Here is a 26375-nt window from a genome sequence, read left to right as displayed (position 1 = left end):
TCGATGCCAGCAGCCCCCGCCCGGCCGGTGCTTCTCACCGGCGCCTCCGGCAATCTCGGCCGCGCCCTGGCGCGCGGGCTGGCCGAGCGCGGCTGGACGCTTCGCCTGACCGATATCGCGCCCTTCCCGGATCCGCTGCCCGAGCGGGCGCGCTTCGAGCGCATGGATCTCGCCGAGGGCGTCGACCTGCTGCATCTCGCCGAGGGCTGCGGCGCCATCCTGCATTTCGGCGGCGTCAGCACCGACCAGCCCTTCAACACCGTGCTCGGCCCCAACCTCCAGGGCCTTCACCATGTCTACGAGGCGGCGCGGCGGGAGGGGGCGCGTGTCGTCTTCGCCTCCTCCAACCATTCCATCGGCTTCCACGAACGGCCGGGCCAGGCGAATGACCGGCTGGAGGCCGATTGCACCTTCCGCCCGGACAGCTTCTACGGCCTCTCCAAGGCCTATGGCGAGCTGATGGGCCGGCTCTACTGGGACAAGCACGGGGTCGAGAACGTCAATCTCCGCATCGGCTCCTGCTTCCCCGAGCCGACCGATGCGCGGATGCTCTCCACCTGGCTGTCCTATGCCGATCTGCTGCGGCTCTGCGAGGCGGCGGTCACCGCGCCGCGTACCGGCCATTGCGTCATCTGGGCCTGTTCCGACAACCCCGCGAGCTTCTGGGGCGCCGACCACCGCGCGCGTATCGGCTGGCAGCCGCAGGACAGCGCCGAAGCCTGGCGCGACAAGGTCGGCGGCATCACCTCCGGCAATCCGGTCACCGAGCGCTACCAGGGCGGCGGCTACACGGCGAAGGACTATTCGCGCGACACGCCCTCGCCCCGCGACGCCTTCGCGCTCGACTGATGGACGGCCCGGCAGCCATGGCGCCGCCCAATGGGGTGCCCAATGGGGTGCCCGGCGGGCTGGCGCTGGCGCAGGGCGGCTGGGAGGCAGTGCTGCTGCCCGGGCACGGCGCCGCCTTCGCCCGCCTCGCCTGCGACGGCATCGAGGTGCTGACGCCGCTGCCGCTCGGCGCCGATCCGAATGCGAGCTTCGCCGGCGCCTTTTTCATGGCGCCCTGGACCAACCGGCTGGATGGCGGAAGGCTGCCGGTCGGCGGCACCGTCTATCGCCTGCCGATCAACCGCCCGATCGACGACACCGCCATCCACGGGCTCGTCCGCGACGCCGCCTGGGAGGTGCAGGAGGCCGCGCCGGCGCGCGTCGTGCTGACGCAAGCCGGCGATGCGGCGGCGGTCGGCGTGCCCTGGCGCTGGCAGGCGCGACTCGAGGTCGGGCTCGACGCGGCGGGCCTGGCGATCGCGCTGACGCTGACGAACCGCAGCGACATGCCCTTTCCCTTCGGCTGCGGCTGGCACCCCTTCTTCCTGCGGCCTGCCGGCACGCGGCTGCGCTTCGCCGCGACCACGCGCTTCGCGCGCGATGCCCGCACCCTGCCCATCGCGGCGCAGCCCTGCGGCGGGCTGGATGGCGACGAGTCCGCCTATGAGGGACTCGACACGCATTTCGCCGGCTGGGACGGCATCGCCGAGATCCTCCGGCCTGATCTCGCACTCCGCCTCGTCGCGCGCGGCGCCTGGGCGGGCAACCTGCAGGTCTTCGCGCCTGCCGGCAGCTCCATCCTCTGCGTCGAGCCGGTGAGCCATGTGCCCGATGCGCCGAACCGACCCGACTTCGCGCGCTTCGGTCCGCTGGCCTTGCTCGCGCCCGGCGAGTCGCTCGATGCCGCGCTGCGGATCGCGCGCAACGGCTGAGGCGGTGCCGTGCCGCATCGGGCGGCGCGCGGGAACGCTTGCCGTGTCGTGACGTTCCCTGCCGCAACCGCCCGACACGGAACCCAGCATGGCCGGCATTGCACGCAAATCCGATCCTGCGCTGTGGGACCGCGTGAAGTCCGAGATCACCGAAGGCGACAAGGGCGGCAAGCCGGGGCAATGGTCGGCGCGCAAGGCGCAGATGGCCGCGCAGGAATACCAGCGCTGCGGCGGCGGCTATGTCGGCCGCAAGGCGGCGGACAACCATCTAGACGCATGGACCGACGAGGCGTGGGGCACGCGCTCGGGCCAGGACTCGCTCGAGAGCGGCGAGCGCTACCTGCCGCAGGCCGCGCGCGCAGCGCTCTCGCCGGAGGAATACGACCGGAGCACGGCCGCCAAGCGCCGCGACCTGCGGCAGGGGCGGCAATACTCGGCGCAGCCCGACGACGTCGCCGCGAAGGCGGCGGCGGCACGCAAGCAGCGGCGCGGGCGCGCCCAGCAGGCGAAAGGACACGGTATGGACGAACAGGAGGATACGACCGCGCGCGCGTTCCGCGAACTGGTGAACATGCGCGCCGCGGCACTGCGCGACTGGCTCGAGACGGAGGACAGTCGGAGCGTCGGCTGGACGCATGAGGGAGAGGATGAGGCGGTCGGGCACCAGTCCGGCCGGAAGATCCTCGAGATCCTGGAGCGCGGCGCGCCGGATGCGGAGGATGCCGACTTCCTGGAGAAGGTGGTCGGCTACATCCGGCGTCATCTCGCGCAGCGGCCCGAGGGCGATGTCAGCGAGACGCGCTGGCGCTATTCGCTGATGAACTGGGGCCATGACCCGCTGCAGGACAGCGCGGGGCGCGGCAGCAGCGAGGACGACAAAGCCGGCCGGGATGACGATCAGGCCGAGGAGGAACATGCCATGCAGGATGAAAGCCCCGAGAACACCCCCGTGGAGGAGCCGGCCGCCGAGGAGGCGCCGCGCCGCCGCCGCGCCAGCCCGAGCCGCAGCCGCCGCAGCACGGCGGCGACGGATGGCGAGACCAAGCCGCGCAGCAGCCAACGCCGCAGCGCCGCGACGACGGAGTCGGACGACGAGGAGGCGCCGGCCCGGCGCCCGCGCCGCACGACGGCGGCCAAGGCGGCGCCCAAGCGCGGCGCCGCCGGCCGCACCGCCGCCGCCGCCAAGGGCGGTCGCGCCTCCAGCCGTGGTACCGCGAGCCGGGGCACGGGCGCCAAGCGGGCGGCGACGGGCCGGGCCACGGGAACGGCTCGCAAGACCACCCGCAACGCCGCCGGCAAGAGCACGGCGACGCGCGGCACCGCCAGCAAGCGCGCCAGCGGCACCGCCGCGAAGCGCACGACGCGCGCGACGGGCGCCGCCGCGAAGCGCACGACCCGCAGCACCACGGCGCGCGCGACGGGAACCGCGACCAGACGCACCACCGGTGCGACCACCAAGCGCGCCACCGGCGCGACCGCCAAGCGCTCGACCGGCACGGCCGCCAAGCGGACGACGCGCAGCACGACCAAGCGCGCGACGGGCGCCACCGCCAAGCGCGCCAGCGGCACGGCTGCGAAGCGGACCACGGGTGCCACCGCCAAGCGGGCGACCGGCGCGGCCGCGAAGCGCGCCACGGGCACGGCAGCCAAGCGCACCACCGGCGCGACGGCGAAGCGCGCCACCGGCACCGCGGCCAAGCGCGCCACCGGCGCGACCCGCAAGCGCGGCGCCGCCGGCCGCACCTCGGCGGCGGCCAAGGGCGGCCGCTCAAGTGGGACGCGGCGCGGCACGACCAGCCGCAGCCGCAAATAGGCGAGGGGCGCCCGCGGCCGGCCCGGCCGCGGGCGCCCCCTCAATTGCCTTCCCTCCGGCCCCTGCTGCCGCATTGGCACCTCGGGGCCGAAGAGGCATGGTGGGCGCCCGCCCGGGCCGTCCGGCCCCGGGATCGTCCGCTGGAGGGGTCGAGACACTATCATGGCCGCCACCACCCAAGCCGAGGATCTCGTCTTCGGCCTTACCCGCGTCATCGACCTGCCGGGGCTGACCGCGGCGGGCGGGGCGCCGCTTTCGGCCGAGGACATCGCCGCCATCATCGGCGAGGCGGATCGCTTCGCCCGCGAGCTGCTCTGGCCGCATGCCCAGGCCGCCGACCGCGAGGGCGCGGTCTATGAGAATGGCGTGGTGCGGGTGCCGGAAAGCTACCGCGCCGCCTACCAAGCCTGGCGCGAGGGCGGCTGGCAGGGCCTGGCCGCGCCGGCCGAGGTGAACGGCGTCGAGACCGGCGGGCAGGAGCTGCCGCAGGCGCTGTGGATGGCGGTCTCCGAGCTCGTCACCGCCGGCGACATGTCCTTCAGCCTCTGCCCGCTGCTCTCGGCCGGGGCGATCGAGGCCATTGCCCGCTTCGCCTCGCCGTCGCAGCAGCGGGCTTGGCTGCCCTCGCTCGTCTCCGGCGCCTGGACCGGCACCATGTGCCTCACCGAGCCGCAGGCCGGCAGCGACCTCTCGCAGGTGCGGACCCGCGCCGAGCCGGTGGGGGAGGGGATCTACCGCCTCACCGGCCAGAAGATCTACATCACCTGGGGTGAGCACGACCTCGCCGAGAATACGCTGCACCTGGTGCTGGCGCGGCTGCCGGATGCGCCGCCGGGCACTCGCGGCATCTCCCTCTTCGCCGCGCCGAAGCGCTTGGCCGATGGCAGCCGCAACGCGTTGCGCTGCGGCGGCATCGAGAAGAAGCTCGGCATCCACGCCTCGCCGACCTGCGTGATGCTCTTTGAGGGCGCCGAGGCGGAGCTGATCGGCGAGCCCAATCGCGGCCTCAATGCCATGTTCGCCATGATGAACGCCGCCCGGCTCGGCGTCGGCGTCGAGGGCGTGGCGCAGGGCGCGCGGGCGCTGGCCCTGGCCGAGCCCTTCGCCGCCGAGCGCAGCCAGGGCGGCCAGCCCATCGCCCGCCACCCGGATGTCGCGCGCATGCTGGCGGAGATCCGCGCCATCACCCTGGCCGGGCGGCTGCTGGCGCTCGAGGCCGGCGCGGCGCTCGACCGCGCCCGGCTGCTCGGCGACGCGGCGGCCGAGGCGCGCGTGGCGCTGCTGACACCGATCGTCAAGGCCTGGTGCACCGATCGGGGCGTCGACTGCGCCTCGCTCGGCATCCAAGTGCATGGCGGCATGGGCTTCGTCGAGGAGACCGGCGCCGCGCAGGTGCTGCGGGATGCCCGCATCGCGCCGATCTACGAGGGCACCAACGGCATCCAGGCGCTCGACCTCGTCGGCCGCAAGCTCTTCCGCGACGGCGGCGCGGCCATGCGCGGCCTGCTCGCCGAAGTGGCGGCGGCCGATCCACGCCTCGAGCCCGCCGTCGCGGCCATGGCGCGCGCGACCGACTGGATGCTCGATCGCGGCCTGCGGGATGCCGCGGCGGCCGAAGCCTCGGCCGCCGCCTATCTCGATGCGGCTGGCTGGACGCTCGGCGGCTGGATGCTGGCGCGCGCCGCCGCGGCCGAGCCGCGCTACGCGCCGCTCGCCGGCTTCTACCTGGCCCGGCTGCTGCCGCGGGCCTCGGCGCGGCTCGCCGAGATCGAGGCGGCCGACAGCCTGCTCGCCCTCATGCCCGGCGCCTGACCCCGGTGCCTGCCCCCTGTGCCTGATGCGGCGCGGCCCGCGCCGGCCGCCGCCGGAACGGTCGAATGCCGCACCGGCGGTGCGCCTTGCGCGAAACCGGTTCGGCCATATCTGCGCTACATCCTACTAAAGTGCAGGACCGCACGACGCGCATGAACGCCCCGCTTGCCGCCCCTGCATTCAGGACCGGCCGTCCCCGCATCATCATCGTCGGGGCCGGTCCAGGCGGCCTCGCTGCCGCCATCATCCTTGCCGCGCAGGGCGCGCAGGTCACCATCATCGAGAAGGACTCGGTGGTCGGCGGCCGCACCCGCACCCTGGCGACGCCCGAGGGCTACCGCTTCGACCTCGGCCCGACCTTCTTCCTTTATCCCCGCGTCATCTCCGAGATCTTCGAGAGCGTCGGCGCGCGGCTGGAGGAGGAGGTGCGGCTGATGCGGGTCGACCCGCTCTACCGCCTCGTCTTCGAGGGGGCGGGCCGCATCGACGCCTCGGCCGAGCCGGAGCGGATGGAGGCAGAGATCGCCCGGCTCTGCCCCGCCGATGCTGCTGGCTTCCGGCCCTTCCTCGCCGAGAACCGCGCCAAGCTCGCCGCCTTCCGCCCGGCGCTCGAGAAGCCCTTCGATTCCGTCCTCCGCTTCCTGCATCCCGAGATGGTGCGGGCCTTGCCGCTGCTGCGGCCGCACAGCACGGTAGACCGCGACCTGGCGCGGCATTTCCGGCATCCGCTGGTGCGGCTCGCCTTCTCTTTCCAGACGAAATACCTGGGGATGAGTCCCTTCCGCTGCCCCAGCCTCTTCACCATCCTCAGCTTCCTCGAATACGAGCACGGCATCTGGCATATCGAGGGCGGCTGCGGCGCCATCTCGGAGGCGATGGCGCGCGTCGCGGAGCGGCTCGGCGTCGAGCTTCGCCTCGGCACCACGGTCGAGCGCATCGCCTTCGAGGGGCGCCGGGCGCGCGGCGTCGAGGCCGGCGGGCGGCGGCACCCGGCCGAGGCCGTCATCGTCAACGCCGATTTCGCGCATGCCATGCCGGGGCTGGTGCCCGAGGCGCTGCGGCCGCGCTGGAACGACCGCAAGATCGCCGGCGCGCGCTATTCCTGCTCCACCTTCATGCTCTATCTCGGCATCGAGGGCGACTGCCCGACGCTCGCGCATCACACGGTGATGCTCTCCCGTGGCTATGCGCGGAACATCCGCCAGCTCGAGACCGGCATCCTGCCGGACGAGCCCAGCCTCTACCTGCACAATCCGAGCCTGCTCGACCGCAGCATGGCGCCGCCCGGCCATTCCGCCCTCTACCTCCTTGTCCCGGTGCCGAACCTGCGCGATGCGCGGCGGCAGGGCGGGCTCGACTGGGAGGAGGAGGCGCCGCGCTTCCGCCGGCTGGTGCTCGATCGGCTGGCGCAGCTCGGCCTCGGCGATATCGAGCCGCGCATCCGCTACGAGCGCATGGTCACGCCGCAGGACTGGCGGGACCGCTACGCCGTCGGCCATGGCGCCACCTTCAACCTCAGCCACGACCTGGGGCAGATGCTCTGCTTCCGGCCGCAGAACCGCTTCGCCGGGGCGGAGGGCGTCTATCTCGTCGGCGGCGGCACGCATCCCGGCAGCGGCCTGCCGGTGATCTACGAGGGCGCGCGCATCACCGCCCGGCTGCTGGCGCAGGATCTCGGCCTGCGCCCGGGCGCGACGCCGCAGCCGCTCGGCGGGCTGTCGCCGGCCCTGCAGGCAACGCCATCGGCATGACGGGGGAGCGGAGGACATGACCATGACCTCGCATGTGGTGGTGGTGGGCGGCGGCCTCGGCGGCCTCGCCGCGGCGGCGACGGCGGCGGCGCGCGGCCACCGGGTGACGCTGCTCGACAAGAATCCCTGGCTCGGCGGCAAGGCGGCGGAGCTGCGGCTCGAGGATCCCTCACGCCCTCGCGGCAACCAGGGCTTCCGCTTCGACATGGGCCCGACCATCCTCACCATGCCGCGGGTGCTGCGCCGCATCTATGCCGAGGCCGGGCGCGACCAGGCGCGGGAGTTGCCGCTGATCCGGCTCGACCCGCAATGGCGCTGCTTCTTCGCGGACGGCACGCGGATCGACCTGTGCCAGGACGTCGCGGCGATGGCGCGGGCGATGGACGCGTTCGCGCCCGGCACCGGCCAGGGCGAGGGCTATCGCCGCTTCCAGCAGGTGGCGGAGACGCTGCACGGCATCTCGGAGAAGTTCTTCTTCTGGAAGTCGGTCGAGAGCATCGCCGACACCATGGACCTGCGCGCCAATTTCGACCCCTCGACCATGCGCGACGTGCTGGCGCTGCGCATGGGCCGGACGGTGGCGAAGGTGATCCGCGGCCATGTGCCCGATGCGCGGCTGGCGCAGATGCTCGACCATTTCTGCCAGTATGTCGGCTCCAGCCCCTATCTCGCCCCGGCGGTGCTCTGCTCCATCGGCGACATGCAGGCGAGCGAGGGCGTCTGGTACCCGGTCGGCGGCACCCGCGCCGTGGCGCTCGGCCTGGCGGAGCTCGCGGCCGGGCTCGGCGCCGATCTCCGCACCGGGGTGGAGGTGGACGGCTTCGACATCGAGGATGGCGCCGTCCGGGCGGTGCGCACCACGGCGGGCGAGCGGATCGCCTGCGACGCCGTCATCTCCAACATGGACGCCATCCGCACCTATGCCGAGCTGGTCGGCGGCGCGCCCGGGCGCCGCTATGCCCGCAAGGGCTACGAACCCGCCTGCTCCGGCGTGGTGCTCTATCTCGGCCTCAGCCGCCGCTACGAGCATCTGGCGCACCACGACTTCGTCTTCTCCCGCGATGCCGAGGAGGAGTTCAACGCCATCTACCGCCGCGGCGAGCCGGCCGCCGACCCGACCGCCTATCTCGCCGCGCCCTCGGCGACCGATCCCGAGGTCGCGCCGGAGGGCGGCGAGGCGCTCTACGTGCTGGTCCACACCCCCTGGCTGCGGCCGCACCACGACTGGTCGCGCATGCTGGCCCCCTACCGGCAGGTGATCCTCGACAAGCTGAAGCGCTGCGCCGGCATGGAGGATATCGAGGAGCGCATCGTGGTGGAGCGGGCGCTGACCCCGGCCGACATCCATGCCCGCTACAAGGTGCTGGACGGCGCCATCTACGGCCTCGCCAGCCATGGCCGCTGGACCGGCGCCTTCAAGCCGGGCAACCGCTCCAAGGCGGTGCGCGGCCTCTATCTCGCCGGCGGCGCGGCGCATCCCGGGCCGGGCATGCCGATGGTGATGATGAGCGGCTGGATCGCCGCCGATGCGCTGGACCGCGACCTCGGCGGCCGCGGCATGGGCGAGGCGGCGGAGCAGGCCGGCCAGCGCGACGCGCTGCGCCCCCGCCTCGCGGCCGAGTAGCGCGGTGGCGGCGGCCGAGGCATCGCCGGTCGAGCTCTTCTCGCCGGCGCGCCACGCCTTCTTCCACTTCATCTTCGCCCGCTTCGCCCGACGCCACCTGCGGGCGGTGCGCCTCGCCCGCTGGGGCGCGCCGCCGCCCGAGGAGCCGGGCCGGCCGCTCGTCGTCTATGCTAACCACCCCTCCTGGTGGGACGGCGTCGCCTTCATGCTCTACGCGACGGCGCTGTTTCCGGGCCGGCGCATGTTCATCCCGATGGAGGCGGCGGCGCTGGCGCGCTACCGCTTCATGTGCCGCCTCGGCGTCTTCGGGGTGGAGCGGGATTCGCCGCGCGGCGCCGTCGCCTTTCTCCGCGCCGCCGGGGCGGTGCTGGCCGAGCCCTCGCACATGCTCTGGATGAACGCGCCCGGCCGCTTCATGGATGTGCGGGAGCGGCCGGTGCCGGTGGCGCCCGGCCTCGTCCGCCTCGCCGAGCTGGCGCCGCGGGCGCGCTTCCTGCCGCTGGCGCTGGAATATCCCTTCTGGTCGGAACGGGCGCCCGAGATGCTGGCCGGCTTCGGTCCGCCGCTCGAGGGCGCGGCGCTCGCCGGCCAGCCGCGCGAGGCGCGGGCGGAGAGCCTGGCCCGGGCGCTGGAGGCGGCGATGGACCGGCTCGCCGGCGATGCCATGGCGCGCGACCCGGCGCGCTTCCAGCCGCTGCTGCGGGGCCGCGCCGGCATGGGCGGCCTCTACCAGCATTGGCGGCATGCCGGGGCCCTGCTGCGCGGCCGGCGCTTCGACCCGCGCCACGATCCCTCGGCGGGGGAGGCGGGCTGATGGAATGGGGCCTGATCAGCCTCGGCCTCGCCGCGCTGCCCGCGGCGCTCGGCGCCCACAACCTCTGGCGGCTTCCCCGGCCGCGGGCGGAGGGGGCGGCGGGGCTGGTCTCCATCCTGATCCCCGCCCGCGACGAGGCGGCCAATATCGAGGCCTGCCTGGATGCCGCCCTGGCCAGCCGGGGCGTCGCCATCGAGGTGGTGGTGATGGATGACGGCTCGACCGACGGCACGCCGGAGATCGTCCGCCGCCGCGCCGCGGCCGACCCGCGCCTGCGGTTGCTCGCCGCGCCGCCGCTGCCGCCGGGATGGACGGGCAAGGTGCATGCCTGCGCCCGGCTGGCCGAGGCGGCCCGGGGCGACTGGCTGCTCTTCCTCGATGCCGATGTCCGCCTCGCCCCGGAGGCGGCGGCGGCGCTGGCCGCGCATGCCGCCCGCCACCGCCTGGCCATGGCGAGCGCCGTGCCGCGGCAGCGGATCGGCTCGCTCGGCGAGGCGCTGACCGTGCCAGCCATCAACTTCCTCCTCCTCGGCTATCTCCCCGGCGGCGGCAGGGCGGAGACCCGGCAGCCCGGCCTCGCCGCCGCCTGCGGCCAGCTCCTGCTCTGCGAGGCCCGTGCCTACGCTGCGGTCGGCGGCCATGGGGCGGTGCGCGGCGTGCTGCATGAGGGGCTGGCCCTGGCCCGCCGCTTTCGCGCCGCCGGGCACCGGACCGAGGTGGTGGACGGCGCCCCGCTCGCCGAATGCCGCATGTATCGTGGCTTCGCCGAGTGCTGGGCCGGCTTCCTGAAGAATGCCCGGGAGGGAATGGCGACCCCGCTCGGCCTGCCGGTCTGGACGGTGATGCTGGGCGGCGCACATCTCTGGCCCTGGGCGCTGCTGCCCGCCTGGCCGGCGGCCCTCGCCCTGCTGCTCGGCTTCGGGCTGCGGATCGCCGTCACACGCCGGGCGCGGGAGCCCTGGTGGACCGTGCCGCTGCACCCGGCGACCATGCTGGTGGCCCTGGCCATCCAGTACTGGGCGCTCGGCCGCTGGCTGCTGGGGCGGCCGGCGGGCTGGAAAGGTCGCGCATATCCCGCCACAAAGGCGGCATGAACGCCCCCGTTGCGCCCACCCCTCCTGGGGGATCGAGTCTGGCCGTCTCCGCGGCGCCGACCCGTGACCATGACACGGAGAACTTCCCGACCGCCTCGCTGCTGCTCGCCCGGCCGGTGCGGGCCCAGGTCATGGCGTTCTACCGCTTCGTCCGCACCGCCGACGACATAGGCGACAGCCCGGACCTCGCGCCCGAGGAGAAGTTGCGCCGGCTGGATGCGATGGAGCTTGCGCTCGACGACCCGGCGACCGCAGTGCCCGAGGCCGCCGCCCTGCACCGCGCCGGCACCGGCACCGAGGAGGCGCGGCGCATGCTCTCCGCCTTCCGCCAGGATGCGGTGAAGCGGCGCTATGCCGATTGGGAGGAGCTGGTCGATTACTGCCGCCGCTCGGCCGATCCGGTCGGGCGGATGCTGCTGCGGCTGCACGGCGATGGCGGCAATGTCCCGGCCGAGGCGGCGGCCGACGCGCTCTGCACCGCGCTGCAGGTCCTGAACCACCTGCAGGACCTGGTGCCGGACCGCGACGCGCTCGACCGCATCTACCTGCCGCAATGCTGGATGGCGCTCGCCGGCGGCGAGGCGGGCTTCTTCGACCCGGCCAATGCCGCACGGCGGCGCGAGGTGCTGGACGCCGCGCTCGACCGGGTGGAGGAGCAGCTCGACCGCGCCGCCATCCTGCCGCGGCTGCTGCGCTCGCGCCGGCTCGCCGTGCAGAGCGCCATGACCATCCGCTGTGCCCGCCGGCTGCTGGCGCGGCTGCGGCGCGGCGATCCGGTCACCGGCCGCGTCGCCCTCGGCAAGGCGGATTTCGCCCAGGCACTGTCCGGGGCGCTCGCCGGCGCGCTGCGGCGCGGCCCCGCCGATGCGGCGGTGGTCGCCGGCCGCGTCTCCCGCGCCGGTTCCTCCTTCGCCCGCGGCATGGCGGCGCTGCGCGGCGAGCGGCGGCGGGCGCTCTGGGCGGTCTATGCCTTCTGCCGCGCGGTGGACGACATCGCCGACGGCGCCATGCCCGAGGCCGAGAAGCGCCGCTTCCTCGCCGATTGGCGCGGCAAGCTGCAGCGGCCGGACTGCATCCTCTCGCGCGAGCTCGCCTGGGCGCGCGCCGCCTACGGCGTGCCGCTCGCCGAATGCGAGGCGATGATCGCCGGCATGGAGACCGACAGCGCCGACCGGCTGCGGCTGGCGACCGAGGCCGATCTCGACCTCTATTGCCGCCGCGTCGCCGGCAGCGTCGGGGCGATGAGCGTGCGCATCTTCGGGGCGCCGGAGGCCGAGGGCTTCGGCCTCGATCTCGGCCACACCTTCCAGCTCACCAACATCCTGCGCGACGTGGACGAGGATGCGCTGCGCGAGCGGGTCTACATCCCGCGCGACCTGCTGGCGGCGGAGGGCATCCCGGACGGGCCGGCGCGGGAGATCGTCGCGCATCCGCGCTTCGCCGCCATCTGCGCCCGGCTCGGCGAGCGGGCCGAGGCCGGCTTCGCCCGCGCCCGGCGCGACATCGCCCGCTTCGACCGCCAGGCGCTGCTGCCGGCGGCGGTGATGATGTGGGGCTATGGCCGGCTGCTCGACCGCATGCGGGCGCGCGGCTGGGCGGGGGAGAGGCCGCGGCCGAGCCTCGGCAAGGCCGAGAAGCTGCGCATGGCCTGGATGGCGCTCGGCTTCGGACGGGCGGCATGACGGCAGCCCTGCCCGCCGGGGAGACCGTCGCCGCGCCATGACCATCCATGTGATCGGCGCCGGCGTCGCGGGCCTCGCCGCGGCGCTGACGCTGGCCGAGGCCGGCCGGGCGGTCGCCCTGCACGAGGCGGCGCCGGTCGCCGGCGGCCGCTGCCGCGCCCTGCCGGACGGCACCGACAACGGCACCCATGCGCTGCTCGGCGCCAACCATGCGGCGCTCGGCTTCCTCGCCCGCATCGGTGCGCGCGGGGGCTGGGTGGAGCCGGAGCCGGAAGGGCTGCCGGTGCTCGACCTCCGCGACGGCCGCGCCTTCCGCGTCGCCCTCTCTCCGCTCGCCTGGGGCAATCCGGCGCTGCGCCCGCCCGGCCTCTCCGCCGGGGCGCTGCTGGCGCTGGCGCGCCTTGCCCTGCCGGGGCGGGACCGCGCGGTCGGCGCCGCCATGGCGGGTTATCCGGAATTCCATCGTGGCTTCGTCGAGCCGCTGGTCATCGCCGCGCTGAACACGCCGAGCGAGGACGCCTCGGCGCAGCGGCTCGGCGCCGTGCTGCGCCGCCTCGGCGGCCGCGGCGCGACGCGGCTGCTGGTGGCGCGGCGCGGCCTCGGGCCGGATCTGGTGGCGCCGGCGCTGGCCCGGTTGGCCCGGCTGCGGGCGACGATCCGCTTCGGCGCCCGGCTGCGCCGGCTGGAGAGCGCGGAGGGGCGCCTGACCGGGCTCGATTTCGGCGAGGACGCCATCGCCCTCGGGGCGGGGGATGCGGCGGTGCTGGCGACGCCGCCCTGGGAATCGCAGCGCCTGCTGCCGCATCTCGAGACGCCGGCGGCGCATGTGCCGATCGTCAACCTGCATTTCGCCCATCCCACGCCGGGGCCGCTGCGCTTCCTCGGGATGCTGGAGGCGCTCTGCCAATGGGTGCTGGTGCGCCCGGCTGGCGTCAGCGTCACGGTCAGCGCCGGCGATGCCGCGGTGCGCGAGGAGGCCGAGACGCTTGGCCCGCGCGCCTGGGCCGAGCTGCGCCGGGCGGCGCTCGCCTTCGGGCTCCCCGGCGATTGGCCGGAGGCGGCGCCACCCTGCCGGGTGGTGAAGGAGCGGCGGGCGACGCCGCGCCACCGGCCGGGTACGGCGCTGCGCCCGCCGCGCCTGCCGCTCGGCAACCTTGCCCTCGCCGGTGACTGGACCGACCCGCCGCTGCCCGCGACCATCGAAGCTTCGGTGCGCAGCGGCGAGGCGGCGGCGCAGGCGCTGCTGGCGGCGGGCTAGGCCTTGCCGGGCCTCGCCCCGCCGGAGGACGACCCCGCCGCCGCCCTCGCCGGGCTGCGCGCTGCCGAGGCGCGCGAGGGCATGCTCGATCTCGCCCGCCGGCAGGCGCTGCTGCGCGCCCTGGCGGCGGTGCTGCTGCGTCGCGCCGAGGCGGCCGCCGCCGCGGTCGATGCCGATTTCGGCGGGCGCTGCGCCGAGGAAACCCTGCTCGCCGAGGTGAAGCTGGTGGTCGATGCCGCCCGCCACGCCGCGGCGCATCTGCCGCGCTGGGCGAGGCCGCGCCGCGCCGGCGTGCCCCTGCCCTTCCGCCCGGCCCGCGCCCGTGTGGAACCGGTGCCGAAGGGCGTCGTCGGCATCATGGCGCCCTGGAATTACCCGCTGCAGCTCGCCCTCTGGCCGGCGGTGGATGCGCTCGGGGCCGGCAACCGCGTGGCGATCAAGCCCTCGGAAGCCGTGCCGCGCACCGCCGCGCTGCTCGCCGATCTGCTGGCCGAGGCCTGGGGCGAGGGCATCGCCCGGGTGGTGCAGGGCGGGCCCGCCGTCGCGGCGGATTTCGCCGCGCAGCCCTGGGACCATCTGGTCTTCACCGGCGGCACCGAGACAGGGCGGCGGGTGATGCGAGCGGCGGCCGAGCATCTGGTGCCGCTGACCCTCGAGCTCGGCGGCAAATGTCCGGCCCTGGTCCTGCCCGGCGCCGACCTCGCCGCGGCGGCGCGGGCCATCCTCGCCGGCAAGCAGGTGAATGCCGGGCAGACCTGCATCGCGCCCGACACCGTGCTGCTGGTCGGGCATGCGGCAGCCGATTTCGTCGCGGCCTGCCGCGCCAGCGGCCTCGGACAGCCGGAGACGGCGCTGGTGAACGACCGGCAGGCGGCACGGCTGGACGGGCTGCTGGCCGGGGCGGCGCTGACGCCGCTCGCCGCCGACGGACCCGGCCGCCGGCGCGGGCTGGTCCTCGCCGAGGCGCCGCCCGGGCATCCCCTGCATGCGGCCGAGATCTTCGGCCCGGCGCTCGCCCTGCAGCCCGTGCCGGACCTTACGGCGGCCATCGCCTGGATCGCCGCCCGGCCGCGCCCGCTCGCCATCTCCCTGTTCGGCGCCACGCGGGCGGAGGAGGACGCGGTCGCCGCCGGCACGCGCAGCGGCGCCATCCTCCACGGCCAGTGCCTGGACTTCGCCGCCTTCCCGGACCTGCCCTTCGGCGGCAGCGGCGCCTCTGGCTTCGGCCGGCGCAACGGCGAGGCCGGCTTCCGCGAGTTCAGCCTGCTGCGCAGCCGGGTGGCGCATGGCCGCTGGAGCCTGGCGCGGCTGCTCGACCCGCCGCGTGGCGCGTCGGCGCGACGGTTGGTGCGGCGCATCCTGCGCTGACGATCCAACCACCGTCACGGCAACCGAATGGCCGCGGGCGCGTGACGGAGCCGATGCCGAACCGGACCGAAGACGCGGCGTTGCTCCCGCCGAACCCTCTCGGAGCCTGCATGACTCATCCCCGCCTCTCGCGTCGCGGCACGCTGCTCGGCGCCCTCGCCCTCGCGGGTTGCCAGACCACGGCCATGGATCTTTCCGGAACCGGCACCGTCGCCGGTGCCAGCAGCGGGGCCGGCAGGCCCGCCGCCCTGCTCTCGGCCAACAAGGCCGACCAGCCGATGGGCCAGGTTGTGCAGGCGCTGATCGATCTCGGCGCCAAGCCGGTCTCCACCCTGACCGTCGAGCAGGCGCGGCGGCAGCCGAGCATGGCTGATGCGGCCCGCCGGGTGATGCAGCAGAAAGGCATGCCGATCACGCCGCGACCGGTGGCCCAGGTGGCCGAGCTGATGATCCCCGGGCCGAAGGGGCGCATCCCGGCCCGCCTCTACAATCCGGGCGGCGCCGGCCGGGAGCGGCTGCCGCTCATTGTCTACTGGCATGGCGGCGGCTGGGTGATCGCGGATCTCGACACCTACGACGCCTCGGCCCGCGCGCTCGCCGCCGAGACCGGCGCCATCGTGCTCTCCTGCCATTACCGCCAGGCGCCTGAGCACAAATTCCCCGCCGCGCATGACGACGCGCTCGCCGCCTATGCCTGGGCGGTGGGCCATGCCGAACGGCTCGGCGCCGATCGTGGGCGCGTGGCCGTGGCGGGGGAGAGCGCCGGCGGCAACCTCGCCATCGCTACGGCGCTCGGGGCGCGCGACCAGCGCATGCCGATGCCGGCGCACATGCTGCTGGTCTATCCGGTGGCGGGGACCGATACCCGCACGCCCTCCTATCTCGAGAACACGGCCGCCGTGCCGCTCGGCCGCGCCGACATCCTGTGGTTCGTCGACAAGCTGACCCGCTCGCCGCTCGACCTGCAGGACCCGCGCCTCGACGTCATCGGCAAGGCCGATCTGCGCGGCCTGCCGCCGGCGACGATCATCAATGCCGGGATCGACCCGCTGCGCTCGGATGGCGAGATGCTGGCGGAGAAGCTGCGGGCGGCCGGCGTGGCCGCGGAGCAGCGCACCTGGCCGGGCGCGACGCATGAGTTCTTCGGCCTCGCCCCGGTGGTGCCGGATGCGGTCGAGGCGCAGCGCCTAGCCGCGACGCGGCTGCGCGCCGCGCTCGGCCTCGGCGCGACGCCGCTCGCCGGCCTGTAGCGGCAGGAGGCGCCGGGCGCCGCTGCTCGGCCCTCGGCGCCATCAGGCCGCGACGCAGCCCTGCGGCTTGACCTTCCGCGCCGTGCTGGCGGGGAATTTCGCCAGCCGGTCGGCCGGGCGCACCGGCCGCCGCACCAGCTCCCCGCTGCAATTCGGGCAACGACCCTGCAAGACGCCCTCGGCGCAGGCGGTGCAGAAGGTGCATTCGAAGGAGCAGATGCGCGCCGCGAGGCTGGCGGGCGGCAGGTCGGTGCCGCAACACTCGCAGCAGGGGCGGAGTTCGAGCATGGCGTTATCCTCCCAGCGGGAGACGCAGCCTCCGCAGCCCTCGCCGCCGGGTCAAGGCGGCGAACCCGGCCCGGTCGGGCGGCGTTGCCCCGGCATGACCGACAGCACCGCACCGAAGCCCATCCGTCCGGGCGAGGCCCCCGACGATCCGGGCCGCGCCGCGCCCGGCAAGCCTCCCGCCGAGCCCATGGTCGTCACGCCGGCCGAGGATGCGCCCGCGCCGCCCGGCAGCACCGGCACGCCGCGCGATCCCGAGGCACCGGTGGTCGAGCAGGAACGCTGATCGCAAGCAGCGGTCGGTGAACCGCTTCGCTCGAAGGCGGGCCTGGACCATGATCCGCTCACACAGGGTCACGGATCATGGTCCAGGCCGTTGCTTGATCGCGTGAGTCACGCTTTTCGGTGTTTTCACCTCGAGCGATCACGCTCTAATCCGACCGACCGCCTTCGCCGCAAGCAGCCGGACCAGCCCGTGGAGGCCGGCCAGCACCGCGACCGACAGGCCGGCGCGCGCCAGCCTCGCCGCCGGCCTGCCGCCGACTGCCCCGCGCGAAGCACCGTCACGCGCATCGCTGTTTCCCCCATTGGCTGCCTTGCGGCGCGCCCGCGGCGATGCTGGCATGTCCGCCGGGATCGGGGGAGGGAACGGCGCATGGTGACGCCACGCATCGGCAATCCGGTGAAGGAGAAGCTGGCCTCCGGCGGCACCGCGCTCGGGCTCGGGCTGCGGCTGATGCGCTCGGCGGAGATCGCGCGCATCGCCCGCGCCACCGGGCACGACTTCCTGTTCATCGACGTGCAGCACGGGCTCTACGACCTCGCCACCATCGGCCATATCGCGCAGGCGGCGGCGGCGCTCGGCGTCGCACCGGTCGCGCGGCTGCGCTCGGTGCGCGACCCGGACGTGCAGGCGCTGCTCGACAACGGCGTTACCGGCATCGTCTTCCCGGATATCGGCAGCGCGGCGGAGGCGCGGGCGGCGGTGGAGGCGGTGCGCTTCGCGCCGCTCGGCCGGCGCAGCGTGACCGGCGGCTATCCGCATTTCGACTATGCCGCCGTGCCGCCGGCCGAGGCGCTGCCGGCGGTCGAGGCGTCGACGCTGCTCGTCTGCATGATCGAGACCCGTGCCGGCGTCGAGGCGATCGAGGCGATCGCCGCGGTGCCCGGCATCGACGTCATCCATGTCGGCATGAACGACCTGCTGACCGATATGGGCATGCCGGGACGCTACGAGGATGCGGGTTTCCAAGTGGCGCTCGACCGGGTCTTCGCCGCCTGCCACGCGCATGGCCGGCATGTCGGCTGCGGCGGGCAGCGCGACCCGGCGGCGCAGGCGGCGATGATCCGGCGCGGCGCCCGCTTCCTCACCACCCAGACCGATCTCGGCCTGCTGCTCGCCGGCGCCGGCGCCTGGACCCGTGGCATCGCGGCGGCGCTGGCCCCTGAGGGCTGAGGCCGCCAGGGTTCAGGGCTCAGGGTTTCGCCGGGACCAGGAACTTCCCGAACATCCAGCCCTGCGACCGGGCATTGCTGACATGCACCCAGCCATCGGCGCTGCGCTCCAGCTCCTGCATCACCTCGCCGGCCGGCACGGTGCGCAGGACGCTGGCCCTGTTGTTCGGCGCGGTGCGCAGGTTGGTGCCGGTGCGCGGCGTCACCCATCCGGGCCCGGCGGTCTCCGCCGGCGCGGCGGTGGCGAGCTGCTCGCGGGCCGGTGCCGCGGGGGCGGGGGCGCGGTCGCGCAAGGCCTGGGCCGGGAAGGGGGCCGGGGCGGGCGCCGGCGTTGCTGCGGCCGTGGCCGGGCGCTCGGCGGCCGGCGCGGGCCCGGTCGGCGCCGCGGGCGCGGTGGCCGTCGCCGGGTTGGTGGCTGCGCCGCCGGCCGAGCTCGGCGCCGATGCGATGCCCGGCGCGCCGGCCTGCGTCGTGCCCTGGGTCGTGCCCTGAGACGCGCCCAGCGTCGCGCCTGGTGGGGTCGCGGCTTGCGGCGCGGGCGCCGCCGCGAGAGGGGCAGGGGCCGGCTCGGTGGCCGGCGTGCCACCCCAGAGCACGGCGACCGCCGCGGTGACGGCGGCGACGCTGCCGAGGGCGAGCGCCACCAGCAAGCCGGACCGCCGCGAGCCGCCGGCTCCATAGGGCTGCATGGGCAGGCGGACGGAGGCCGGCGGCAGGCCGACGCGCTGGGCCGCGACCTCGCGGTTCAGCATCGGCGCCCGGCCGGCCCGGCCCGGCGCCGCCGGGGAGGGACCACGGCCGGGGCTGCGCGGCGTCAGCGCGCGCCGCACCACGCTGACCCAGCCATCGCCCCCCGGCAGGCTGATCGGCGGCAGGTTGGCGAAGGCGGCCGGCAGGATGGTGTCGAGCAGACGCAGCTCCTGCGGCGTCACCTGCAGATGCACCACCGGCAGATGGCCCGGGAAGATGGCGCTGAAGTGCGCCGCATCGAGTCGCGCGCGCAGTGCCGGCTCGGCGCCATGCGCCGCATCCGGGGCGATGTCGATCAGCGCGATGCCGACGAAGGGATGCAGCAGGACGTGCCGCACCGCCACCGTCTGGCCGGGAACGGGGCTGAGGTTGCAGCGCTCGAGTCCAACCCAGCCGGGCGGCAGGACAAGCGCCGGCGGCCGCGGCGGTGACGGTGGCGGCGTCGCGCCGTCAGGGCCGGGCTTGTCGAGATCGTAAAGACTGTCGTGCTGCTGCACCATGGTTTGCGATGTCCCCCTGCACGCATGTCTTCGGCGCGCCCCCGCGTGCCGAAGCCCCCCAGGGCGGATCGTATACCTTCTTAACGCCCGGACATACCACCGTTTGCGCCGCGGAAACCGTCCGTCGTTACCCCGGCGACGGCATGCAACCGGCTTGCGGGCCGGCTGTTCCGGCCGCGGTGTCCACGCTCTAGAAGCGCCAGCCGGTATGGATGGCGACGATGCCGCCGGAGAGGCTCTGGTGGCGCACGCGCTCCATCCCGGCCTCGCGCATCATCGCCGCCAGGCTCTCCTGGTCCGGGAACATGCGGATGCTCTCGGCGAGGTACTGGTAGCTCTCGGCATCGCCCGCGACGCGCCGGCCGAGCTCGGGCAGCACGCGAAAGGACCAGGCATCGTAGAGCGGCGCCAGCGCGGCGACCTCGACGCGGCTGAACTCCAGGCAGTGGAAGCGGCCGCCGGGACGCAGCACGCGCCGCGCCTCGCGCAGCACCGCGGGCTTGTCGGTGCAGTTGCGCAGGCCGAAGGCCATGGAGATCTTCTCGAGGCTGCGGTCGGGCAGCGGCAGGCGCTCGGCATCGGCGCAGAGGAAGCCGAGCCCGGCCGCGAGGCCGCGTTCCAGCGCGCGGCCCTGCGCCACCTGCAGCATGGACGGGTTGATGTCGGAGAGAATGACGCGCCCGGCGCCGCGCTCCAGCGCGCGGAAGGCGATGTCGCCGGTGCCGCCCGCGAGATCGAGCAGCGTCTCGCGCGGCGAGGCGGCGATCGCCGCGACGAAGGCCTGCTTCCAGGCGCGGTGCAGGCCGAGCGACATCAGGTCGTTCATCAGGTCGTAGCGGGGCGCCACGCTGTCGAAGACCTGGCGGACCAGGCCGGCCTTCGCCGTCTTCGGCACCGCGCGGTAGCCGAAGTCGATCGTCTCATCCGCCGAATGGCTCTTGCGTTCGCTCATGCCCGGCCAGCATAGCCCCGGCGGGAGGGCAGGGACATATGCCGGAACTGCCGGAAGTCGAGACGGTGATGCGCGGGCTGCGCCGGGTGCTGGAGGGTCGGCTGATCCGCGCCGCCAGCGTGGCGCGGCCGGACCTGCGTTGGCCCTTCCCCGAGGGGCTGGCGCTGCGCCTGACCGGGGCACGCGTGGAGGGCTTCCGCCGGCGCGGGAAATACATGCTGATGCGCCTCTCGGGCGGCGACAGCGTGCTGATCCATCTCGGCATGTCAGGCCGGATGGTGGCGCGCGACGCCATGGACCGTCCGAACGCCCCGGTCGCGCACGAGCATCTGGCGTTGGAGACGGAGGAGGGCGTGCGCGTCGGCTTCGTCGATCCGCGCCGCTTCGGCTGCGTCGACCTGGTGCCGACGGCGGCGGAGGAGGGGCACCGGCTGCTCGCCGGGCTCGGCCCGGAGCCGCTCGAGCCCGGCTTCACGCCGGCGGTGCTCGGCGCCGCCCTGGCCGGCAAGCGGACGCCGATCAAGGCGGCGCTGCTGGACCAGCGGATCATCGCCGGGCTGGGCAACATCTACGTCTCGGAGGCGCTGTTCCGCGCCGGCATCTCGCCGCGCCGGCTGGCCGCGAGCGTCACCGGGGCGCGACTGCAGCGGCTGGTGCCGGCGATCCGGGCGGTGCTGGAGGAGAGCATCGCCGCCGGCGGCTCCTCCCTGCGCGACTATGTGCAGGCGGATGGCGGCATCGGCTTCTTCCAGGAGCGCTTCAAGGTCTATGACCGCGCCGGCCTGCCTTGCGAGCATTGCCCCGGCGTGCCGCCCTGCCCGGGGATCCAGCGCATCGTGCAGGCGGGCCGTGCCAGCTTCCATTGCCCGCGGACGCAGCGCTGATAGAGTGACGGCAGGGCAGGGGAGACGCGCATGGCCGGCTACGAGATGATCCTGACCGAGGTGCAGGGGCGCGTCGCCGTCATCCGCCTCAACCGCCCGAAGGCGCTGAACGCGCTCTGCGACCAGTTGATGGACGAGCTCGGCCAGGCGCTGCGCGGCTACGATGCCGATCCGGCGATCGCCGCCATCGTCCTCACCGGCAGCGAGAAGGCCTTCGCCGCCGGCGCCGACATCAAGGAGATGCAGGCGCGCAGCTATCCGGCCGTCTATCTCGACGACTTCATCGGCAAGCGCTGGGAGGCGGTGACCTTCGTGCAGAAGCCGGTGATCGCGGCGGTCGCGGGCTATGCGCTGGGCGGCGGCTGCGAGCTGGCGATGATGTGCGACATCATTCTCGCGGCGGATACCGCGAAGTTCGGCCAGCCGGAAATCAACCTCGGCGTCATCCCCGGCGCCGGCGGCACGCAGCGCCTGACGCGGGCGGTCGGCAAAGCCAAGGCGATGGAGATGATCCTCACCGGCCGCATGATGGATGCGGCGGAGGCTGAGCGGGCGAGCCTGGTCAGCCGCGTGGTGCCGGCGGCCGAGCTGCTGGCCGAGGCGGTGAAGATCGGCGAGCGGATCGGCGGGCTGTCGGCGCCGGCGGTCGCGGTGGCGAAGGAGGCGGTCAACCGCGCCTACGAGACCACCCTGGCCGAAGGCGTGAAGTTCGAGCGGCGCGTCTTCCAGGCGCTCTTCGCCACGGCCGACCAGAAGGAGGGCATGGCGGCCTTCGCCGAGAAGCGGAAGGCGAACTTCCAGAACCGCTAAGCGCGCGGGCGAGCGGCAGCCTCTCGCCCCCTTCGCTTGACGCCGCGCCGCCGCCGCCTGTAGAAGCCCCCTTCCTGCGTGCCCGCCGGTACGCCCTCCCATCACTTCGTATTGAGTCGAAACCACAGCCCATGGCGAACACGGCCTCTGCCCGCAAGCGCATCCGCCAGACCGAGAAGCGCACCATCCGCAATCGTGCGCGCCGCTCCCGCGTGCGGGGTTTCCTCCGCAAGGTTGAGCAGGCGATCGCCGGCGGCGACCAGGCGCAGGCGCGGGACGCGCTGCAGGCGGCGCAGCCCGAGCTGCATCGCGCCGCGACCAAGGGGGTGTTCCACCCGAACACCGTCGCCCGCAAGTTGTCGCGCCTCTCGGCCCGCATCAAGTCGCTGGGCGCTGCTGCCCAGGCCTGAGCTGGTCGCGCCTGGCATATCCAGAGCCTGAAAAGAAACGCGCAAGAACGGGAAATAACCTGTTCTTGCGCGTTCTCTTTTTGAGTTCTTATGCTCAAGCATGGTAGTCTGCGCCAGCGTGATGGTTATCGTAAATACATTAATCGGCATTCGATTTCGCTAAGTTACTATTGGCGCCCAGTTGGGGTCCGAGGTAACATCGCTTCCGCCAGGGCGGAGGGGCCCTGACCCTGCGCCCCACGCCGGACGTCCCGGCCGCTGCTCCGCTCCGCGGGCAGGCGGGCCGGGCATCGTCCCTGGGCCGAGGGGCATCTGGGATAAGAAGGAGGCCGCTGGTTGCCGCCCGAAACGTCCGGACACATGGTCGCGTGTTGGGCCCGCATCCGCGGACGCCTGCGGGATGAGGTGGGCGAGGTCGAGTACCGCACCTGGCTGCGGCAGATGACTCTTGAGGGGATCGACGGCGAGGAAGCGGTCATCCTGCTGCCGACGCGCTTCCTGCGGGACTGGGTAAACAGTCATTACGGCGATCGCCTGCGCGCGCTCTGGCAGGCCGAGGATGCGGCGATCCGCCGCGTCGAGATTCGCGTTGCCCAGGTCGCCAGCGCCGAGCCGGTCCTCGCCGATGGCGAGGCGGTGGTCGCCCGCGCCGAGCCGGCCGGTCTCGCCGAGAGCCTTTCGCCGCCCTCGCGCCCGGCCGAGATCCGCGCGCCGGAGCCGCGCTCGGACTGGGTGGTGCCGCTCGAGGCGCGCTTCACCTTCGACACCTTCGTCGTCGGCAAGCCGAACGAGTTCGCCCATGCCTGCGCCAGGCGCGTGGCGGAGCGGCCGGCGAGCCCGGGCTTCAACCCGCTCTTCCTCTATGGCGGCGTCGGGCTTGGCAAGACGCATCTGATGCACGCCATCGCCTGGTCGATCCGCGAGGGCGAGGCGGCGCGCACCGTCGCCTATATGAGCGCCGAGAAGTTCATGTACCGCTTCATCGCGGCGCTGCGCAGCCAGAGCACGATGGAGTTCAAGGAGACGCTGCGCGCTGTCGACGTGCTGATGATCGACGACCTGCAATTCCTGATCGGCAAGGACAACACGCAGGAGGAGTTCTTCCACACCTTCAACGCGCTGGTCGACCAGGGCAAGCAGATCGTCGTCTCCTCGGACAAGCCGCCCTCCGACCTCGCCGGCATCGAGGACAGGCTGCGCACCCGGCTCGGCTGCGGCATGGTCGCCGACCTGCACGCGACGACCTACGAGCTGCGCCTCTCGATCCTGCAGGCCAAGGCCGCGGCGGCACAGGTGCTGGTGCCGGCGAAGGTGATGGAGCTGCTGGCAACCAAGATCACCACCAATGTCCGCGAGCTCGAGGGCGCTCTGAACCGGCTGGTGGCGCATGCCAACCTGTTCGGCCGACCGATCACCATCGACAGCGCGCATGAGGTGCTGCACGACGTGCTGCGCGCGCATGAGAAGCGCGTCTCGATCGAGGAGATCCAGCGCAAGGTCGCCGAGCACTACAACCTGCGGCTGACCGACATGGTCTCCGCCCGCCGCGCCCGCAACGTCGCGCGGCCGCGCCAGGTGGCGATGTACCTCGCCAAGCACCTGACGCAGCGGAGCCTGCCCGAGATCGGCCGCCGCTTCGGCAACCGCGACCATACGACGGTGATGCATGCCGTCTCCCGCGTCTCCGAGCTGATCGCCCAGGATGCCGGCTTCGCCGAGGATGTGGCGCTGCTGCGGAAGATGCTGGAGACCTGAGGCCGAAGGGTTTGCATCGGCTCGCCAGCCCCATATCCATACGATGGAAGAACGTTCCCTGTGCCGCGGCCCCTGCGGGGACTATAGACTCGTGTGCTGCGACAGCTTATCGCCGCGACCGGGAGTTGGTATTCTCCGCGGCCCAGCGGCCCGTCCGGGGAGGCGGGCCAGGATGCATGTGCGACTGAACGGACCGTCGGGGGAGCCTGGGTGGCATGAAGTTCACGGTGGAACGGGCGATCCTGCTCAAGGCCCTCGCGCATGTGCAGAGCGTGGTCGAGCGTCGCAACACCATCCCGATCCTGGCCAATGTCCTCATCGCCGTGCAGGACGGCACGCTGCGGTTGACCGCGACCGATATGGAGATCGCGGTCGTGGAGGAGGTGGCCGGCGTCCAGGTCGCCCGGCCGGGCCGCACCACGGCCCCGGCGGCGACGCTCTATGAGATCGTCCGCAAGCTCCCGGATGGCGCCAAGGTCGAACTCGACCATGCCGGCGGTGATGCGGCGCTGAAGCTGCGCGCCGGCCGCTTCAACACCGATCTCGCCGTGCTGCCGGTCGAGGACTTCCCCTCCATGACCGAGGGGAAGCTGCCGCATGGCTTCGCGCTGCCGGCGGGCCAGCTCCGCGAGCTGGTGGACCGCACGCGCTTCGCCATCTCCACCGAGGAGACCCGCTACTACCTGAACGGCATCTACCTGCACGCCGCGGAAGGTGAGGGCGGCAAGGTGCTGCGCGCCGTGGCGACGGATGGCCACCGTCTCGCCCGGGTCGAGGAGCCGCTGCCCAAGGGCGCGGAGGGCATGCCGGGCGTCATCATCCCGCGCAAGACGGTGAACGAGTTGCGCAAGCTGGCCGAGGAGGTGCAGGACGAGATCGCCATCCGCCTCTCCGACACCAAGATCCGCTTCGACATCGGCCCGGTGCAGCTCACCAGCAAGCTGATCGACGGCACCTTCCCGGAATACGACCGCGTCATCCCGCGCGGCAACGACAAGGTGCTGACCGTCTCGAAGAAGGAGTTCGCCGAGGCGGTCGGGCGCGTCGCCGCCATCAGCTCCGAGCGCTCGCGGCCGGTGAAGCTCTCGCTCGACCGCAACCATCTGCTGCTCTCCGCCTCCTCCGCCGAGCAGGGCCAGGCGCAGGAGGAGCTGGACGCCGAGGTGGTGAAGTACGAGCACACGCCGCTCGAGATCGGCTTCCAGGCGCGCTACCTCAACGACATCACCGACCAGATCAGCGATCAGGTGGAGTTCCGCTTCGCCGATGGCAGCGCGCCGACCGTGGTGACCGACGCCTCGAAGCCAGAGGCGCTCTACGTGCTGATGCCGATGCGGGTCTAGAGCGTGATCGCCTGAGGTGGAATCACCGAAGGCGTGAAGCACGCGATTCGTGGGAGGGCGTGAACGCCCGGACGCATGAATCCGCTGAACGGCAGCGGAGCAGCGTCCAGTGGTGAACGTTGCTCCGCTGTAGGCCGGCCGCCGCGGCCGGGCCTGCCGCGCGCGTCGTCAGCCGATGTCGGCCTCCGGCAGGTGGTCGCGGCCGCGCGGGAACTGCACCACCACCAGGTCGAGCCCGTCCTCCCCCGCGCTCGCGGCGAAGGCGGGCTCGTCGGGCCCGATGAAGGCGCAGGAGAGCGGCAGCAGGGTGCCGTCGGGGCTTGCCATCGCGCCGCGCGCCACCACCCAGAATTGTCCGTCGCCCGAGGCCGGGTCGGGCCCCATGACCGTCGCGCCGGCGGGAAGGCGATAGCGCCAGGCCGCCATGCCATCGGCCGCCGCGGGCAGCAGGGGCTCGACGGCGAGGGCGGCCGGGGCGGCAGCGGCGGCGGGGGCCGGCTCGCCGACCGCCTCCCGGAAGCGCCGCCGGATGCCGCGCAGCTCGCCGCGCGCGGCGGGCAGGTAGCGGGCGCCGCGGTCATAGCCGTTGCGCAGCGTCAGGTAGTGCAGCCCGTCGGGTCCCGCGGTGATCGGCCCATAGGCGCTGTAGGCGTTGCTGTAATGCACGGCGATGGGTTGCAGGGCATGCTTGCCGAGGCTGCCGCTGCCGGCCACCACGATCTGGAACTGGTTGGCCTCGTGGAAATGCGCCTGCACCACCGAGCCGGCGGGCTGCTCCACCAGGAAGGCCATCGGATAGACCGTCTCGGCGCCCGGCGGCTCCGGCGCGGCCGGCGCGGCGTTGTAGCGGTTGCTGCCGATATAGGTGGTGAGGAAGGCCGAGACGCCGTTGGAGACGATGGCGCGGCGGCTGCCGCGCGCGACATCGCCCGATGCCAGGATCGCCATCTCCGTTCCTCCATCGGCATGGCCATGCCGGTTCATTGCCCTCGACCGGACCATCTT

Annotated in this window: 23 protein-coding genes; 19 read left to right on the top strand and 4 right to left on the bottom strand. The window is 73.6% G+C overall.

Features of this window, described 5'->3' with window-relative positions:
- Positions 1-3 precede the first annotated feature (3 nt).
- The 12 genes from HJG45_RS17260 (at position 4) to HJG45_RS17205 (ending at position 16226) form a co-directional block, all read left to right on the top strand.
- A complete protein-coding gene (locus HJG45_RS17260) occupies positions 4-849 on the top strand; it encodes an NAD(P)-dependent oxidoreductase (RefSeq protein ID WP_171613347.1) in 846 nt (281 codons plus the stop codon).
- Between the two features lie 17 nt (positions 850-866).
- Positions 867-1760 carry an aldose epimerase gene (locus HJG45_RS17255; protein WP_171613346.1) on the top strand — a complete coding sequence of 298 codons (894 nt, stop codon included), beginning with the start codon at positions 867-869 and terminating at the stop codon, positions 1758-1760.
- An 88-nt stretch (positions 1761-1848) separates the two neighbouring features.
- Positions 1849-3573, top strand: coding sequence for a DUF3140 domain-containing protein (locus HJG45_RS28430; protein WP_254452588.1), 1725 nt, complete (start codon positions 1849-1851; stop codon positions 3571-3573).
- Positions 3574-3735: 162 nt separating this feature from the next.
- Positions 3736-5385 (top strand): acyl-CoA dehydrogenase family protein, encoded by a 1650-nt coding sequence (locus HJG45_RS17245; protein WP_171613345.1) that lies wholly within the window; start codon positions 3736-3738, stop codon positions 5383-5385.
- A gap of 152 nt (positions 5386-5537) precedes the next feature.
- Complete coding sequence (gene crtI, locus HJG45_RS17240) at positions 5538-7136, top strand: phytoene desaturase family protein (RefSeq protein WP_171613344.1); 1599 nt, start codon at positions 5538-5540, stop codon at positions 7134-7136.
- Between the two features lie 22 nt (positions 7137-7158).
- Positions 7159-8760: an NAD(P)/FAD-dependent oxidoreductase gene (locus tag HJG45_RS17235; RefSeq protein ID WP_217362964.1), complete on the top strand. Its 1602-nt coding sequence runs from the start codon at positions 7159-7161 to the stop codon at positions 8758-8760.
- 4 nt (positions 8761-8764) lie between these two features.
- Positions 8765-9574 (top strand): lysophospholipid acyltransferase family protein, encoded by an 810-nt coding sequence (locus HJG45_RS17230; RefSeq protein WP_254452587.1) that lies wholly within the window; start codon positions 8765-8767, stop codon positions 9572-9574.
- Entirely contained in the window at positions 9574-10668 is a 1095-nt protein-coding gene (locus tag HJG45_RS17225; RefSeq protein ID WP_171613342.1) for a glycosyltransferase family 2 protein, read from the top strand. The genes HJG45_RS17230 and HJG45_RS17225 overlap by 1 nt, the downstream gene beginning before the upstream one ends.
- Entirely contained in the window at positions 10665-12350 is a 1686-nt protein-coding gene (locus tag HJG45_RS17220; RefSeq protein WP_171613341.1) for a squalene/phytoene synthase family protein, read from the top strand. The genes HJG45_RS17225 and HJG45_RS17220 overlap by 4 nt, the downstream gene beginning before the upstream one ends.
- 37 nt (positions 12351-12387) lie before the next feature.
- Positions 12388-13608, top strand: a complete 1221-nt coding sequence (locus tag HJG45_RS17215) for an FAD-dependent oxidoreductase (RefSeq protein ID WP_171613340.1) — start codon at positions 12388-12390, stop codon at positions 13606-13608.
- Positions 13609-13611: 3 nt separating this feature from the next.
- Positions 13612-14976, top strand: a complete 1365-nt coding sequence (locus HJG45_RS17210) for an aldehyde dehydrogenase family protein (RefSeq protein ID WP_171613339.1) — start codon at positions 13612-13614, stop codon at positions 14974-14976.
- Positions 14977-15086: 110 nt separating this feature from the next.
- Complete coding sequence (locus HJG45_RS17205) at positions 15087-16226, top strand: alpha/beta hydrolase (RefSeq protein ID WP_171613338.1); 1140 nt, start codon at positions 15087-15089, stop codon at positions 16224-16226.
- Between the two features lie 42 nt (positions 16227-16268).
- On the opposite strand, the gene HJG45_RS17200 is transcribed toward HJG45_RS17205, so the two are convergent.
- Positions 16269-16514: a DUF1272 domain-containing protein gene (locus HJG45_RS17200; protein ID WP_171613337.1), complete on the bottom strand. Its 246-nt coding sequence runs from the start codon at positions 16512-16514 to the stop codon at positions 16269-16271.
- Between the two features lie 94 nt (positions 16515-16608).
- On the opposite strand from HJG45_RS17200, the gene HJG45_RS17195 reads away from it, so the two are divergent.
- A complete protein-coding gene (locus HJG45_RS17195; RefSeq protein ID WP_171613336.1) occupies positions 16609-16797 on the top strand; it encodes a hypothetical protein in 189 nt (62 codons plus the stop codon).
- Positions 16798-17166: 369 nt separating this feature from the next.
- Positions 17167-17967, top strand: a complete 801-nt coding sequence (locus HJG45_RS17190) for an HpcH/HpaI aldolase/citrate lyase family protein (protein ID WP_171613335.1) — start codon at positions 17167-17169, stop codon at positions 17965-17967.
- A gap of 19 nt (positions 17968-17986) precedes the next feature.
- Here the strand turns inward: HJG45_RS17190 and HJG45_RS17185 are convergent, their stop codons facing one another.
- Complete coding sequence (locus HJG45_RS17185) at positions 17987-19216, bottom strand: SH3 domain-containing protein (RefSeq protein WP_171613334.1); 1230 nt, start codon at positions 19214-19216, stop codon at positions 17987-17989.
- A gap of 190 nt (positions 19217-19406) precedes the next feature.
- Entirely contained in the window at positions 19407-20168 is a 762-nt protein-coding gene (locus tag HJG45_RS17180) for a class I SAM-dependent methyltransferase (protein ID WP_171613333.1), read from the bottom strand.
- Positions 20169-20206: 38 nt separating this feature from the next.
- Here HJG45_RS17180 and mutM point away from each other — a divergent pair, with 38 nt between their 5' ends.
- The 5 genes from mutM to dnaN all read left to right on the top strand — a co-directional run bounded on the left by mutM (position 20207) and on the right by dnaN (position 25370).
- A complete protein-coding gene (gene mutM, locus HJG45_RS17175) occupies positions 20207-21052 on the top strand; it encodes a bifunctional DNA-formamidopyrimidine glycosylase/DNA-(apurinic or apyrimidinic site) lyase (RefSeq protein WP_171613332.1) in 846 nt (281 codons plus the stop codon).
- Between the two features lie 30 nt (positions 21053-21082).
- Complete coding sequence (locus HJG45_RS17170) at positions 21083-21862, top strand: enoyl-CoA hydratase (RefSeq protein ID WP_171613331.1); 780 nt, start codon at positions 21083-21085, stop codon at positions 21860-21862.
- 131 nt (positions 21863-21993) lie between these two features.
- Entirely contained in the window at positions 21994-22272 is a 279-nt protein-coding gene (gene rpsT, locus HJG45_RS17165; protein ID WP_111470732.1) for a 30S ribosomal protein S20, read from the top strand.
- A gap of 360 nt (positions 22273-22632) precedes the next feature.
- A complete protein-coding gene (dnaA, locus tag HJG45_RS17160; RefSeq protein ID WP_171613330.1) occupies positions 22633-24027 on the top strand; it encodes a chromosomal replication initiator protein DnaA in 1395 nt (464 codons plus the stop codon).
- Positions 24028-24242: 215 nt separating this feature from the next.
- A complete protein-coding gene (gene dnaN / locus HJG45_RS17155; RefSeq protein WP_171613329.1) occupies positions 24243-25370 on the top strand; it encodes a DNA polymerase III subunit beta in 1128 nt (375 codons plus the stop codon).
- Between the two features lie 168 nt (positions 25371-25538).
- On the opposite strand, the gene HJG45_RS17150 is transcribed toward dnaN, so the two are convergent.
- Entirely contained in the window at positions 25539-26318 is a 780-nt protein-coding gene (locus tag HJG45_RS17150; RefSeq protein ID WP_171613328.1) for a hypothetical protein, read from the bottom strand.
- Positions 26319-26375: the final 57 nt, after the last annotated feature.

Origin of the sequence: Roseicella sp. DB1501 (assembly GCF_013112485.1) — a bacterium.
GTDB lineage: Bacteria > Pseudomonadota > Alphaproteobacteria > Acetobacterales > Acetobacteraceae > Paracraurococcus.
This window is presented reverse-complemented; position numbering and strand designations above follow the sequence as displayed.

What these genes read in the sequence shown, in the direction of transcription:
- HJG45_RS17260 (WP_171613347.1), top strand. Translation starts at nt 4, where the DNA reads ATGCCAGCAGCCCCCGCCCGGCCGGTGCTTCTCACCGGCGCCTCCGGC.
- HJG45_RS17255 (WP_171613346.1), top strand. Translation starts at nt 867, where the DNA reads ATGGCGCCGCCCAATGGGGTGCCCAATGGGGTGCCCGGCGGGCTGGCG.
- HJG45_RS28430 (WP_254452588.1), top strand. Translation starts at nt 1,849, where the DNA reads ATGGCCGGCATTGCACGCAAATCCGATCCTGCGCTGTGGGACCGCGTG.
- HJG45_RS17245 (WP_171613345.1), top strand. Translation starts at nt 3,736, where the DNA reads ATGGCCGCCACCACCCAAGCCGAGGATCTCGTCTTCGGCCTTACCCGC.
- crtI (WP_171613344.1), top strand. Translation starts at nt 5,538, where the DNA reads ATGAACGCCCCGCTTGCCGCCCCTGCATTCAGGACCGGCCGTCCCCGC.
- HJG45_RS17235 (WP_217362964.1), top strand. Translation starts at nt 7,159, where the DNA reads ATGACCTCGCATGTGGTGGTGGTGGGCGGCGGCCTCGGCGGCCTCGCC.
- HJG45_RS17225 (WP_171613342.1), top strand. Translation starts at nt 9,574, where the DNA reads ATGGAATGGGGCCTGATCAGCCTCGGCCTCGCCGCGCTGCCCGCGGCG.
- HJG45_RS17220 (WP_171613341.1), top strand. Translation starts at nt 10,665, where the DNA reads ATGAACGCCCCCGTTGCGCCCACCCCTCCTGGGGGATCGAGTCTGGCC.
- HJG45_RS17215 (WP_171613340.1), top strand. Translation starts at nt 12,388, where the DNA reads ATGACCATCCATGTGATCGGCGCCGGCGTCGCGGGCCTCGCCGCGGCG.
- HJG45_RS17205 (WP_171613338.1), top strand. Translation starts at nt 15,087, where the DNA reads ATGACTCATCCCCGCCTCTCGCGTCGCGGCACGCTGCTCGGCGCCCTC.
- HJG45_RS17200 (WP_171613337.1), bottom strand. Translation starts at nt 16,514, where the DNA reads ATGCTCGAACTCCGCCCCTGCTGCGAGTGTTGCGGCACCGACCTGCCG.
- HJG45_RS17195 (WP_171613336.1), top strand. Translation starts at nt 16,609, where the DNA reads ATGACCGACAGCACCGCACCGAAGCCCATCCGTCCGGGCGAGGCCCCC.
- HJG45_RS17190 (WP_171613335.1), top strand. Translation starts at nt 17,167, where the DNA reads ATGGTGACGCCACGCATCGGCAATCCGGTGAAGGAGAAGCTGGCCTCC.
- HJG45_RS17185 (WP_171613334.1), bottom strand. Translation starts at nt 19,216, where the DNA reads ATGGTGCAGCAGCACGACAGTCTTTACGATCTCGACAAGCCCGGCCCT.
- HJG45_RS17180 (WP_171613333.1), bottom strand. Translation starts at nt 20,168, where the DNA reads ATGAGCGAACGCAAGAGCCATTCGGCGGATGAGACGATCGACTTCGGC.
- mutM (WP_171613332.1), top strand. Translation starts at nt 20,207, where the DNA reads ATGCCGGAACTGCCGGAAGTCGAGACGGTGATGCGCGGGCTGCGCCGG.
- HJG45_RS17170 (WP_171613331.1), top strand. Translation starts at nt 21,083, where the DNA reads ATGGCCGGCTACGAGATGATCCTGACCGAGGTGCAGGGGCGCGTCGCC.
- rpsT (WP_111470732.1), top strand. Translation starts at nt 21,994, where the DNA reads ATGGCGAACACGGCCTCTGCCCGCAAGCGCATCCGCCAGACCGAGAAG.
- dnaA (WP_171613330.1), top strand. Translation starts at nt 22,633, where the DNA reads ATGGTCGCGTGTTGGGCCCGCATCCGCGGACGCCTGCGGGATGAGGTG.
- dnaN (WP_171613329.1), top strand. Translation starts at nt 24,243, where the DNA reads ATGAAGTTCACGGTGGAACGGGCGATCCTGCTCAAGGCCCTCGCGCAT.
- HJG45_RS17150 (WP_171613328.1), bottom strand. Translation starts at nt 26,318, where the DNA reads ATGGCGATCCTGGCATCGGGCGATGTCGCGCGCGGCAGCCGCCGCGCC.